This window comes from Bradyrhizobium sp. LB14.3 (assembly GCF_040547985.1).
Lineage (GTDB): Bacteria > Pseudomonadota > Alphaproteobacteria > Rhizobiales > Xanthobacteraceae > Bradyrhizobium.
On record NZ_JBEPQT010000007.1, the window covers coordinates 121,288 to 134,330 of the forward strand.

At 59.7% G+C, this 13,043-nt stretch carries 13 protein-coding genes; 8 read left to right on the forward strand and 5 right to left on the reverse strand.

Features of this window, described 5'->3' with window-relative positions; genetic code table 11:
- The first annotated feature begins 45 nt into the window (after positions 1–45).
- Positions 46–933: a VOC family protein gene (locus ABIB00_RS16310; RefSeq protein ID WP_354105046.1), complete on the forward strand. Its 888-nt coding sequence runs from the start codon at positions 46–48 to the stop codon at positions 931–933.
- Positions 934–1,056: 123 nt separating this feature from the next.
- Here the strand turns inward: ABIB00_RS16310 and ABIB00_RS16315 are convergent, their stop codons facing one another.
- Positions 1,057–2,031 carry a helix-turn-helix transcriptional regulator gene (locus ABIB00_RS16315; protein WP_354105047.1) on the reverse strand — a complete coding sequence of 325 codons (975 nt, stop codon included), beginning with the start codon at positions 2,029–2,031 and terminating at the stop codon, positions 1,057–1,059.
- Positions 2,032–2,191: 160 nt separating this feature from the next.
- Between ABIB00_RS16315 and ABIB00_RS16320 the strand changes: the two genes are divergently transcribed.
- The 7 genes from ABIB00_RS16320 (at position 2,192) to ABIB00_RS16350 (ending at position 9,415) form a co-directional block, all read left to right on the forward strand.
- Positions 2,192–2,377, forward strand: a complete 186-nt coding sequence (locus ABIB00_RS16320; protein ID WP_354105048.1) for a hypothetical protein — start codon at positions 2,192–2,194, stop codon at positions 2,375–2,377.
- Positions 2,378–2,658: 281 nt separating this feature from the next.
- Positions 2,659–4,935, forward strand: a complete 2,277-nt coding sequence (locus ABIB00_RS16325; RefSeq protein WP_354105049.1) for a sensor histidine kinase — start codon at positions 2,659–2,661, stop codon at positions 4,933–4,935.
- Complete coding sequence (locus ABIB00_RS16330; protein WP_354105050.1) at positions 4,932–5,543, forward strand: response regulator transcription factor; 612 nt, start codon at positions 4,932–4,934, stop codon at positions 5,541–5,543. Before ABIB00_RS16325 ends, ABIB00_RS16330 begins: the two co-directional genes overlap by 4 nt.
- A 77-nt stretch (positions 5,544–5,620) precedes the next feature.
- Positions 5,621–5,998, forward strand: coding sequence for a response regulator (locus ABIB00_RS16335; protein WP_354105051.1), 378 nt, complete (start codon positions 5,621–5,623; stop codon positions 5,996–5,998).
- 247 nt (positions 5,999–6,245) lie between these two features.
- Complete coding sequence (locus tag ABIB00_RS16340) at positions 6,246–7,433, forward strand: FIST signal transduction protein (RefSeq protein ID WP_354105052.1); 1,188 nt, start codon at positions 6,246–6,248, stop codon at positions 7,431–7,433.
- 51 nt (positions 7,434–7,484) lie between these two features.
- Positions 7,485–9,029 (forward strand): sensor histidine kinase, encoded by a 1,545-nt coding sequence (locus tag ABIB00_RS39080; protein ID WP_502917754.1) that lies wholly within the window; start codon positions 7,485–7,487, stop codon positions 9,027–9,029.
- Positions 9,026–9,415: a response regulator gene (locus tag ABIB00_RS16350; protein WP_354046063.1), complete on the forward strand. Its 390-nt coding sequence runs from the start codon at positions 9,026–9,028 to the stop codon at positions 9,413–9,415. Before ABIB00_RS39080 ends, ABIB00_RS16350 begins: the two co-directional genes overlap by 4 nt.
- A 180-nt stretch (positions 9,416–9,595) precedes the next feature.
- Here the strand turns inward: ABIB00_RS16350 and ABIB00_RS16355 are convergent, their stop codons facing one another.
- Genes ABIB00_RS16355 through ABIB00_RS16370 form a run of 4 tightly spaced genes read right to left on the reverse strand, consistent with a single transcriptional unit; the run spans position 9,596 to position 13,037 of the window.
- Complete coding sequence (locus tag ABIB00_RS16355; protein WP_354046061.1) at positions 9,596–10,639, reverse strand: 5-methyltetrahydropteroyltriglutamate--homocysteine methyltransferase; 1,044 nt, start codon at positions 10,637–10,639, stop codon at positions 9,596–9,598.
- A gap of 34 nt (positions 10,640–10,673) precedes the next feature.
- Positions 10,674–11,543 (reverse strand): fumarylacetoacetate hydrolase family protein, encoded by an 870-nt coding sequence (locus ABIB00_RS16360; RefSeq protein ID WP_354046059.1) that lies wholly within the window; start codon positions 11,541–11,543, stop codon positions 10,674–10,676.
- A gap of 3 nt (positions 11,544–11,546) precedes the next feature.
- Entirely contained in the window at positions 11,547–12,206 is a 660-nt protein-coding gene (locus ABIB00_RS16365; protein WP_354046057.1) for a polysaccharide deacetylase family protein, read from the reverse strand.
- A gap of 9 nt (positions 12,207–12,215) precedes the next feature.
- Entirely contained in the window at positions 12,216–13,037 is an 822-nt protein-coding gene (locus ABIB00_RS16370; protein WP_354046055.1) for an ABC transporter permease, read from the reverse strand.
- Positions 13,038–13,043 lie beyond the last annotated feature (6 nt).

A 13,043-nucleotide genomic window follows, 5' to 3' on the forward strand; every position in this document is an offset into this window, starting at 1 on the left:
AACGCTTTAGTATGACCCGTCCGTCCCCCAGCGAGAGCCCCATCCATGCCGCAACAATTCGATCGATCCGCAGAAGATCTCGGCAACGCGATCCATCTCGAGCACGTCAACATCCAGGTCCCGGATCAGCGGCCCGCCACCCTGTTCTACGTCACGGGCCTCGGGCTCACCCGCGATCCCTACCTGATGGTGTCCGACACCAACATGTGGATCAACGCTGGGCGGAGCCAATTTCACTTGCCGAGCGGGAGGCCGCAGGTGCTGCGCGGTCATGTCGGACTGGTCATCGCGGGCCGCGAGGCGCTGCTGGCGCGATTGGCGTCGGTCGCCAAAAAGCTCGAGGGCACGGCGTTCGCCTTCGCCGAGCGCAACGACCATGTCGAAGCGACTTGTCCTTGGGGCAACCGCCTGCGCTGTTACGAGCCCGACGCCGCGCGCTTCGGCCGCATCGCACTCGGCATTCCCTATGTCGAGTTCGACGTGCCGGTGGGTTCAGCAGCGCGTATCTGCGCCTTCTACCCTGAAATCATGGGCATGCCATCCGAAACGTGGAACGGCGACGGCACGGTCGCCGCCGTGAAGACGGGCCGCGACCAGCATCTGTTGTTCCGCGAAACCGATCGGCCGCAAGGCGACTACGACGGCCACCATGTGCAGATGTACATCACCGACTTCTCCGGCCCTTACCGCAGGCTGTTGGCGCGCAATTTGATCTCGCGCGAGGACAATCAATATCAGTACCGGTTCTGCGACATCGTCGATCTCGACGGCGGCAAGCCCCTGTTCACGGTCGAGCACGAGGTGCGCAGCGCCACCCACCCGATGTTCATGCGGCCGATGGTCAATCGCAATCCGGCGCTGAACAATCGCAATTACGCATCCGGCCACGATCAATCGCTCTGGGCGATGGGGCCGGACCAATACGAAGGATAGGCGGGCGCTGGTTGGGGTGGAAGCGGCTGAAGGGTCCGTTCAGGGCCAGACCGGAAGTGGACCGACGGCGTAGCTAGAGTGCTAAGTCTGGTGGATTTGGCCGGCTTCAACTCGGCGCTCGCGCTACATCAGGCCATCCGCAGGTCGGTCGTGCGGCGGTCGGAACAATGTAGCCGAAGGCGTTTCCCCAAACATCGCGCGGTAACTCCCTGAGAAGCGCCCCAGCTCCCAGAACCCGTGCTCCATGGCAATTCTCGTCACGGTTGTGGTGGAAGAATCGGCTTGCGAGAGCGCCCGGCGAACAAGGTGCATTCTCCTCAGCGCAAGATAGCGGATAGGACCCATGCCGAGATGTGTTTCGCAGGCGGCGCGAAGGCTGCGTTCCGCCGCTCCGATCGCTCCGCATATGTCTTCCAAATAAAGCGGCACGTTCGGGTTAGCTTCAAGATATTCATGGAATTTTGCGATTATCCGAGCCTGCCGCAGGCCGCAGTTAATGGATCGACTAGATGCGCTCTCCGTCAGACACCTGACCAGTAGATGGATGAACTGGTTCTCCAAGGAGCGCGCTGCCTCGTTCACGACAAGAATCTCAGGCGCGTTTGCTGCGATTTGGCCCACTACCTCATGCAGGTTCAACAGCCGCGACATCATAGCAGCATCCGGCCGAATAAGCTGCTTCTGCGCTGAGTTCGAAAAAAACTCGCAACCGGCTATGGCTTGGCAAGCGGCATCGAGTTGGGCGATCGCGAGAGATATCGATCCCAGACGAAACTCGGCCTCGGTCTGCTGGTGTATCTCGTCGCTGTCATTGGCGATGATGTCTCCAGACAAAACGTCCATTCCGCAGTGCCGCATACTAGCTGGCGACGATGACGTCAGGAACGTAAATACCCTGCGTCCGGGCTTGATAACGCCGGTGTTGAGCGTGGGTAGATTATGGAAGAAGCGTTGCAGCAATAGCTCACCCAAGCGGACCTTGGTCAATTCCGCCCTGAACGAACAGCCTGACGTCGGTAGCACCTCAAGATCCGCAGTGGTGATCGCCGCCTGGTAGCAAAGTGGATCTTCAAAGCTGAGCGTCGCACTCCGATCCATCTTCTCCTCCGCAGTTTTCGGCACACGTGTTGTGTGTTTCCATCGGACGGTTGGCGGTTGGGGCTCGGCGGCGGGCTCCGAATTAAGTGAATCCGGCCGGGGGCGACGAATAGATTTGCCAGCCCCTGTCGCTTAAGGTCCGAAGGTTCGAGGATGATCGATGGGCACCGAGCCAGAGCAGCCGATCAACATGACAGCGGACGAGTGCGACGAACTCGCCGACGCACTGACCGAAGCGGCTGTCGCTCCGCCGGCCGGACAAAAACGACTTGAGATAACACACTTGGCGCATTGCTATCGCAGGCTCGCAAGGATGAAGCGTTTGGTCGCGCGGAACGTGATTTGATGGGGCTGAGAGTGGGGTTCTGATCTTCGCCCCCGCTCCAGAACGGCTCTGCAGCCGCGCCGCAGCGAAGGTATCCAGCTGAGGAAGGTATTCGGCGAAACCGCCCCGCTAAATTGGACCAAGGTCCCACGTGGCCGTGCGGCGGAGGACGTGGGCGCGCATGAAAACCGATCTGTGGTCCGATGCGGCTTAGTCCCACCACCGCCCAAAGCCGAGTTCACCACTCGACAGCTCCCGAATGAATGCTCTATTCTCGTCCGGGTTTCGAATGGACGAGCTTCGTGAAAGCCTGCGATCGTGTTGGTTGGCCGGCTGCTAGGTACGCGCGTCTTTTGCGTGGTGCATTTCTGCTGATTCTTTTCACGCCTTGGGTTTTCATCGCTCAATCTCACGCTGAAGATGCGTCGCGACGGGTTTTAGTTCTCCACGCATACAATTATACGTTCCCGGCTACCGCACTGGTTTCGGATGCGGTTCGAAAGCGCTGGCTGGAACGATCTCCCGAGGGGCTTGAAATCGACGCCGAATATCTGGATTTGGCCCGACGTCCGGATGAGGCGCACGCCTCACGAATGGCCAATTTCCTTCGCGAGAAATACGCCGGCGTCCATTTCGACCTTCTGTTCGTAATCGGCGTCTCGGCGATACCTTTTATCCTCAAGTATCGTGACGTAATCGGCCCGGGTGTTCCTGTCGTATTTTCCGATGTCACCCGGTCGACCTACGAAGCGCTGCAGTTGCCGCCGGACATCACCGGCGTGATCAATAACTCCTACCCTGAAAAGACACTCGAGCTTGCAGAACGGCTTCAGCCCAACGCACGCCGCTTGGTTGTGATTAGCGGGACCGATGTCGTCGATCTCCGCTGGCGTGAAATCGCACGCACTGCGATTGAAAGCCAGAATGCCGGGCTTGAGGTGGTCTACTGGTCTAACCTCACTCATGCGGAATTGCTGCGCGACGTTTCACGGCTGCCAAGTGACAGCATTGTCATGATGCTTACCTTTTTTGCAGATCGCGAAGGCAAACGCTTCATCCCAAGAGACGTGGCTGCGGCGGTGGCGAAAGCTTCCGCCGCCCCAGTCTATGGGATCTTCGATACTTATATCGGCGCCGGCATCGTTGGAGGATACACAGACACATTCGAGTCTCTGGGCATAACTGCCGCTGACATGGCCCTTGAGATACTTTCAGGTACCGAGGTCACGAAGGTTCCTCCCAAATCCAATCCGAAGCCCGCATTCCGGACTGATGCGCGGGCTATGACGCAGTGGGGCCTCAAAGAAAGTGACCTTCCGCTTGGCAGCGTTGTACTCTTCAAGCAGCCGACGCTCTGGAGTGAGCATCGCTACCTCGTACTGAGCACGATCTTGATTGTCGGACTGCAGGCATCCTTCGTCACCGCATTGCTGTTCCAGCGACGCCGGCGCTATCAAGCGGAGATATCGCTCAAGGAAAGCGAGGAGCGAATGAGCTTCACCGCGGCTTCGGTAAATGTCGGTCTATGGCAGTTTGACCGAACAACGAACGGAATGTGGGCCACTGAGCATTGCCGAGCAATGTTCGGGCTCGCGGGTGACCGGCCGCTTACCCGCGATACGTTTTTGGAAATCATACACCCTGGCGACCGCGATGTCGCACTCGCCGCGATCCGGCAAATCGGGAATGCCGGCGAACCTGCCGTAACGCAAGTTCGGATACTAATGGAAGGTCAGGTGCGCTGGATCAGCATCCGGACGCGTGTGCGCCCCGACGATCACGGAGCTCCGAACCGATTTAGCGGAATCTTCGTTGATGTCACCGAGCAGAAGGCCGCCGAGTCCGAAGCGGAGTTGCAGCGACAGGAAGTTACGCATTTGATGAGGGTTTCCGTTCTGGGTGAGCTCTCCGGTGCGATCGCCCACGAGGTCAACCAGCCACTCACTGCGATCTTGTCGAACGCGCAGGCTGCGCTCTATCTGCTGGCTGACGATCCCCCCAACATCGCGGAGGTTCGAGACGCGCTGCAGGATATTGTGCAAGATGTTAACCGGGCTGGCGAAGTCATTCATCGCCTGCGCAGCTTGCTGAAAAAAGGCGAGACGGTGCTGGAGTCTGTCAGTATGAACGCACTGATCGATCAGACGGTCGCGTTGCTTCGGAGCGAAATGATCGACCGCCGCATTATGGTCAACATGGATCTTGCGGCAGCTTTGCCGCAGCTCTTCGGCGATGCCGTCCAATTGCAACAGGTTCTGCTAAACCTCCTCATGAACGCGATGGACGCGATGGCTTCGACCGCGGGGACGCGGACGATCACGATCTCCAGCCGAGCAACGCAGGGATGCATTGAGGTTTTTGTCAGAGATCGAGGACCAGGGATCGAGGTTGCCCAGGCAGACCGATTGTTCGAACCGTTCTTCACGACCAAGACCCATGGCCTTGGACTTGGACTGACGATCTGCTCCACCATCATTGAAGCGCATGGAGGCAAGATTGCCGTGGCTAACGACCGTACTGGTGGCGTCGTCGCGACTATATTGTTGCCAACGCAAGAAGTCCTTGCGGAGGCCCAATGAAAGATCCGACGTTCACAATTTTCGTTGTTGATGATGACACGAGGGTGCTGAATGCGTTGTCGCGGCTGTTACGGGCGCGAAACTTCGACGTCAAGGCATTCACGTCTGCGCCGATGTTTCTAGCCGAACACGATGGATCGGTGCCTGGTTGTGCCATACTAGATGTGTCGATGCCGGGGTTGAATGGGCTAGAGTTGCAGCAGACCTTGACTGCAGCAGGTTCGCAAAGGCCAATCATCTTCCTGACCGGAAAGGGTGACATCCCGACCAGCGTCCGCGCCATGCGTGCCGGTGCGATCGACTTCCTGACCAAGCCTGTCAAGGAAACAGAACTGTTGGCCGCGATTGCACGAGCCGGGAAAGAGGATGCGGCGACCCGCGTCGCTATTGCTGAGATCGGCGAGATCAAGGTACGGCTCGCGATGCTGACACCGCGGGAGCGCGAAGTTCTGACCCAGGTGGTCGCCGGCCGCCTCAACAAGCAGATCGCGGGGAACCTGGGTACTGCGGAGAAGACGATCAAGGTGCACCGCGGGCGGGTGATGATGAAACTCGGGGTGCGCTCGGTGGCGGACCTCGTAAGGTTGACGGAAAAAGCGCGGATCTAGTGCCGAGTGGAATTCCAGGCAATGTTGGTCCAAGGGCCAACTCGACAGGCCACAACCCTGACGCCGATAGTGTCACCATGGGAGACAACTCGGGCTGCATCGCGATTGTGGATGACGACCCCTTCGTTCTGAGGGCTCTCGAGCGCTTGTTGAGGGCACGCGCGCTCGAGGTCAGGACATACACCTCGGCCCGGGGCTTTCTGGCCGGGCTGCCGCTCGGACTGCCAGTGTGCCTGATCGTCGACCTGCAGATGCCCGAAATGAGCGGCCTCGAGCTTCAGCACCAACTCACTCGCTCAGGGATCCGGATTCCCACCATCGTCATCACGGCTCACAACGAGACCAGCGCTCGTGAACGCTGCGAAGCGGCCGGTTGCGCGGCTTTCCTTGCCAAGCCGATGCAACCTGCATCGCTGCTGGTCGCCATCGAAACTGCGACGAACACCAAGAGGTAAGCTTCTGTCCAGAGCCGGTCGGCGTCCATGGCAACAAAAGGTGTACGGTGCTACGTTCTCAAAATAAGGCAAGGCGTGCGTTTTGCCGGATTAGCATAGGCAGCCGTTGGTTCCCCGACTAGCCTGAGGATGCCGTGCTCATCGTTCTTTGCCGCTGTTGTCGTCGCCCTATCGGCAATCTCTCATAGAGCTAAGCAAATCTGCTGGGGACAGGCGTCCGGTTCGCTCGCGATGAAAGGTCATACCGATGGGTACGAATGCCGGTGTTGGGATGAGTCATCATCGAAATCCGAAGGTGGCCGGGCGCGAGGCCGCCGAGAGAGCATTGACGGCGGCCGGGATCGACCGGCCCGACTTCGTCTTTATGTTTGCTTCCGTCGGATATGAACAGCGCGCACTCTTGGACGCCGTTCGCGTGGCCACCGGCGGTGCTCCGCTCGCCGGCGGGTCTGGCGGGGGAGTCATCGCAGGTGTCGAAGCCGACGAGTCGAACTTCTCGGTGGCCGTGATGACCATCAGCTCCGATGAATTGAAATTCAAGAACGCAATCGCCTCCGGCCTCAAGGCGGATTCGGAAGCCGCGGGAAGGACCATCGCTCAGAGCCTGGCTTGCGAGATGCAGCCTGACACGCTTGGGTTGATCATGCTTGGCGACGGGCTGACCCTGAATTTTGACCGATTCGCCGCAGGCCTCAAGAGTGAATTGCAGCTTGATCGTCACCTGCCCCTGTTTGGGGGTACGTCGGCCGACAACATGGAATTCAAACAAACCTATCAATATTGCGACGATCAAATCACATCCGATGGCATCGCCTGCATTCTGCTGTCCGGATCAGCTCGGCTTGCCTGGGCGGTTAACCACGGCTGCCTTCCGATCGGCGGCGAACGCAAGGTGACCCGCTGCTCCGGCAACGTCATTTACGAGATCGACGGCATGCCAGTCCTCGATGTGCTCAAGGAATATCTGGTCGGTGACGAAATCGACAATTGGAGCAAGGCGGTCCTCAGTCTCTGCATGGCATTCAAGGCGCCCGAACAGATCAAGGGTTACGACGACTATTTGATCCGCTTCATGCCGACAAAAGATGACAAGGCGGGGTCAATCACAATTCCGACCGAGGTCGAAGAAGGTACGAGCATCTGGATGAGCCGGCGCGACCACGAGAAGATATCGGCCGGCGTCGACCGCATTGGCGAAGAAATCAAGTCAACATTAGGCAATAACGCACCGAAGATGGTGTTTCAGTTCGACTGCATAGGCCGCGGCAAAGCCGTTTTCCGCGACCAGCAAAAAGGCCAAATACTGGAAAAGCTTCAGCAAAAAATTGGGCCCACGGTGCCATGGATAGGCCTCTACACCTATGGAGAAATTGGGCCGATAGGAGGGCGCGACTATTTCCACAACTACACCGCCGTAGTATTAGCAGTTTACTGAGTTAGCCAATGTCAGCACCGCTACTCCGCGTCCTGTGGAAAGATCGGTAGCATGAGCGAGATCGACCGCCTTCGCGTTGAAAACCAGCGCCTCTCGGATGAGGTCAAGCGCCTGGTGACGACTGAGAGTCAGCTCTACGAAGTCCAAGAGCATCTCGACGGCCAGATGAGCGCGTATCGTCAGCTCTACGAACTTGGTAAGAAATTCAATACAACCGTCGACCTCGCCACGATCCTGCAGCTTGCCTCAGAATTCGCTTTATACGAACTCAACTTCGAGCGCTGCCTCATTCTTTTTAAGCAGCCCGGGGCGAACGTGTTCTCCGTCGAGACGATGGATGGATACTATGACGATGCCGAGAGCCCCAGCATTGCCAGGCTGGCTCTCCCCGCCGCCTCGCTGGCGCTCGCGCCACTTTATGACGGTGTGGAGCGGGTACTGTGTTTGCCCGATTGCCGCCGCAGCGAGCTGACTTCGCTGCGGCGTCTCTTCGGTATGGACGAGTACATCGTCTCGCCTTTGGGCGGGGAACCGAACAACCCCATCCGCCTGCTGGTCGCGGGAAATACAGCGGCGCAGGCGCATTACCAGCGCCGGGTTGTCCAAGACGGCGAGGTCCTGCTCGAGCTGGCCAACTTAGTTAGCCAGACTTCTACCGCGATCAACAACGCGAGCTTCTACCAGGCGCTTGATCAGGAGCGGCAGTCTCTCGAAGAAAAAGTCCGTGAACGAACGCGGGAGCTGTCGCACTCGCTAGACGAACTGCGCGCCGCGCAGGATCGGCTAATCCAAACCGAAAAGCTCGCTTCGCTAGGCCAACTCACCGCCGGCATCGCCCACGAAATCAAGAACCCGCTCAATTTTATCAATAATTTTTCCGCACTCTCGCAGGGGTTGGTCGACGAGCTAGGCGAGGTCCTTAAACCAGCGTCATTGAACGATAGCATGCGCCAGGAAACGGATGAAATCGCAAGGCTTCTTAAAAGTAACCTCGAAAAGGTGGTGCGGCACGGCAAGCGCGCAGACTCGATCGTCAAGAATATGCTGATGCACTCGCGCGATGATTCAGGTGAGCGGCGCGCGGTTGATATCAATACCCTGGTTGAGGAGAGTCTCAACCTTGCCTATCACGGTGCCCGGGCCGAGGAGCAGGGGTTTTATATCAGGCTCGACCAGAAATTCGATCCCGGCGCAGGAGAGGCCGAGCTGGTACCCCAGGAGATCACCCGCGTGCTACTGAACCTGATCAACAACGGATTTTATGCTGCGAGGAAACGTAAGGCAGACGATGGCCGCGATGATTACGAGCCTCAGCTTACTGCAGCAACCAGAAATCTGGGGAACCGCGTCGAAATTCGAATTCGCGACAATGGCTCGGGAATTCCGTCCGAAGTGATGGAGAAAATGTTCAACCCATTCTTCACGACCAAGCCGCCCGGAGAAGGCACCGGTCTCGGGCTTTCGCTAAGCTACGATATCGTTGTCAAGCAACACGCCGGCTCGATTGAGGTCGACACTCAAGCCGGCCAGTTCACTGAATTTCGAGTGGTCCTTCCACGCTCCGCCCATGCCAGCAACGCTGAGACTCATTCGTGACTTGTCTTATACTCGTGGTCGATGATGAACCCGACGTCGAAGACCTGTTTCGCCAGCAATTCAGGCGCGACATCCGTTCCGGCCGCTTTACAATGGAATTCGCTACTTCGGGAGATAGCGCGCTTCAGAAAATCAGTGATGCCAATACCGTGCCTTTGATCCTGATTTTGTCGGACGTCAATATGCCCGGAATGAGCGGCCTTGAACTTCTACCCAAAGCGAAAGCGTCAAGGCCGGATGTCCCGGTGATCATGATCACTGCCTACGGTGATGGCGACACCCGACGAAGAGCCATGGCAGCGGGTGCAGAGGCCTTGTTGACGAAACCAATTGATTTTTCTGCGCTCCGCAGCGAAATAGATTGTCGTTTGACCTCTGGGCGGTAGTTTGATTTCGCTCGGTCGCACTTGCTCCGCCAGTTGGTGGATCAATTGAGTCCGCCCCTCGGCTCGAAAGAGGCGCGAACTGAAGTGTCCCTGACGACGCATTCCAACATTCACATCGTTCTGCCGATTTTTCAAAGTCGCTGCGGTTTGGCGCATTAACTAACTCTGACGCGCGCCCTTTCAGCCTAGCTCTCGCCTGACCATCGCTGCTGCATCGCACATGGCCTTGAGCTTCCCGAACGCAGTTGCGCGCGGCATGTATTTCATGCCGCAATCGGGCGCAGGAACCAGGCGATCCGGCGATACGTATTTCAGGCCGTTGCGAATGCGATCGGCCACGGTATCGACGCTCTCGATCGCGGGATCGGCGAGGTCGAGCACGCCGAGCATGATCTTCTTCGACGAGAGGTCCTTGAGCACACCGAGGTCGAGCTTCGGCTGCGCGGCTTCGATCGAGATCTGGTCGGCGATCGTGTCGTCAAGCTCGGCGAGGAAGGAATAGCCGGCCGGCTTGTTCGAGCCGGGCACGACCGCGGCATAGCCGAAGCAGAGATGCACGACGGTCGGCACCGTGATGCCCTTCAGCGCCCGGTTGATCGCCTTGACCGCGTAGCGTTTGGCGAGATCCGGATTGTTGCGCACCCAGGGCTCGTCGAGCTGGATCACGTCAGCGCCTGCTCTTTGCAGATCCAGCGCCTCGGCATTGACGGCCTCGGCCAAGGCCATCGCGAGCTCTTCCTCGTCCTTGTAAAACTCGTTCCTGGCCTGCTGGCTCATGGTGAACGGACCCGGCAGGGTGATCTTCGCTGCACGATCAGTATTCCTGCGCAGGAACTGCATGTCGTGCAGCTCAACCGGTCCCTTGCGTTTCACCGGCCCGACGACGCGCGGCACCGGGGTCTGAGTGTTGCCAGTGCGTGCCGTGATCATCGCGGGATTATCCCCGTCGATACCGTCGAGCGCCGTGGCGAAGCGGTTGGAGTAGCTCTCGCGGCGGATTTCGCCATCGGTCACGATGTCGATGCCGGCGCGCTCCATGTCGCGGATCGCGACGATGGTCGCATCGTCCTGCGCCTCCTCAAGATGTTCCGCCGGTAGCCGCCACATGTCGTGCAGGCGAGTGCGCGGCACCACCTTCGACAGCATGGCGCGGTTCACCAGCCATTCCGGCTGCGGATAGCTGCCGACCACAGTGGTCGGCAAGATGTGCGTTGGCAAGGGCATGGGGTTCTCCTTCTTATGTTGTCGAGCGCGGCTGTCAGGCCGCGCGCGTCGCCGTGGCCGGCACCTCGTCCTTGACGGGATTGCGCAAGATGCCGATGCCAGAAATCTCGATCTCCACGACGTCGCCGCCCTTCATCCACAGCGGCGGGGTGCGATAGGCGCCGACGCCGCCGGTCGTGCCGGTGACAATGACATCGCCCGGCGCGAGTTCGGTGAAGGTCGAGCAGTAGGCGATCAGGGCGGGAACGTCGAAGACGAGATCGGAGATCGGGGCCTTCTGCACCTCGACACCGTTCAGCCGCGTGATCAGTGTCTGCTTGGTGACATCGGCCAATTCGTCGGTTGTGACCATCCAGGGCCCGAAGCCGCCGGTGCCGGCAAAGTTCTTGCCGGGTGCGAATTGAGAGGTGTGGCGCTGCCAGTCGCGGATGCTGCCGTCATTGTAGCAGGCATAGCCGGCGACATGGCCAAGCGCGGCTTCGCGCGAGATGCGGCGACCGGCCTTGCCGATGACGACCGCCATCTCGCCTTCATAATCAAAACGCTCGGATTCCAGCGGCCGGATCATCGGCTGGCCATGCCCGACCTGGCTGTTGGCGAAGCGGGTGAAGATCATCGGGTGTGGCGGGGTAGGATGGCCGCTCTCGGCCAGATGGGTGGCATAGTTGACGCCGATGCAGAAGATCTTGTCGGGATCGGGAATGGTCGGCAGCAGCGCGACATCCTGCAGCGCGTAGTCGGGCGTCTCGCCGGCAAGCTTTTTCAGTTCGCCGAGCGAGCCCTTCGCAAGCAGCGTCTTCAGCGTCGCAAATGCCGTCAGCCGCCTGCCGGCATCGATGACGCCCTTGTCGGTGACAATGCCGTAGCTGGCGGCGCCGGCGATCGTGAAACTTGCGACTTTCATGGGTCAAACACTCTCTTCGATGGAGGAAACATAATCGTTGATCGGAAGTGCAATCTCGCCGCTGCGGATCGGAACGCATTGCGGCGGGAAATCCTGGCGGAAGCGACCGCCGGCCGCTTCGGCGCGGTCAAGAAAGCGCTCGAGATGGTCCATCGCGCCGGTCGGCAGATCGTGCAGCACCATTAGCGTCCACGGCTGCCGGTTGCATTGGTCAAGTGCGCGCTCGGTCCAACGGTCGGGATCGTCCCAGTCGCGCGGGATCGCATTCCACAGCACGCAGCTGTGCTTGTTGCGGGTGAGATAATCGACGACGGACGGCTTCAAAAGCCGCGTGTCCAGATTGCCGCCGCCACCGAAAGGCCGGAACCAGCGCTGCGGATGCGCGAGATCGCCGATCGCTCCTTGCGTGCGGCCGATTTCGTTCTCCCCAGTGTCCCGGTCCGGCTGCTCACCGAGCGGAATGGTGTGCGTAAACGTGTGATTGCCGATCCAGTGCCCCTCCCCGTGTGCTCGCACCGCAAGGCCGTGCCGCGCGGGGTCGGCGAGTTTCTCACCGATGACGAAGAAGGTGGTCTTGATCCCGCGCTCGCCGAGAATATCGAGCACGCGCGGCGTCACGTCGGGATCGGGGCCGTTGTCGAATGTCAGGGTCAGATCGTACACGCTAAAACCTCAGGTCGCCGGCTGCATCGCGCCCGACGCGATCTCGTCATTGGCCTGACCTGCGCGCGTGCCGGTCTGCCAGATCGCCGCCTTGCGCTCGATCCACCGGATCGCGGCGTTGAAGGCGATCGCCATGAACAGCACGAGCAGCACACCCGCGAACACGTGCGGACTGTCGAGGATCGTGCGGTAGCGCGAGATCAGATAGCCGATGCCGGCCGAGGAGATCAGCATCTCCGAGACCACGACGCCGACGATCACAAGCGCACCGCCGACGCGCAAGCCCGACAGCACGGTCGGGATTGCCGCAGGGATGATGACGCGAACCAGCCGCTGTGTCAGCGTCGCGCCCATGCTGCGCGCCGCGAGCAGGAGCTGCGGATCGATGGTCTGGATGCCGGCCGCGGTCGCGAGCATCGTCGGCAGGAAACCGTAGATCGAGGCGAACGCGATCTTTGACTCCGAGCCGATGCCGAGCCACACGGTGAAGACGGGATAGAGGATCACGAGCGGCACCGCGTAGAGGCTCGATACCATCGGCATGATCAGGACGCGCGGGCGCGGCAGGCTGCCGACGACGGCGCCGAGCAGGATGCCGCCGCCACAGGCGAACGCCATGGAGACCACGACTTCGTAGAGCGTCACCGCCAGCGCATGACCGTATTCGGCAGCGTCGCTCCATCCAGCGACCAGCGTTGACGACAGGGACGGCAGGAACAGCTCGGGAATAAGACCGGTGCGCGGCAGCAGCTCCCAAAGTGCAATCAGGCCGATCACGATCAGATATCGCAGCGTCTTCGCGCTGATCTTCGCGGTCATCTTGGCGCTCATCTCCCG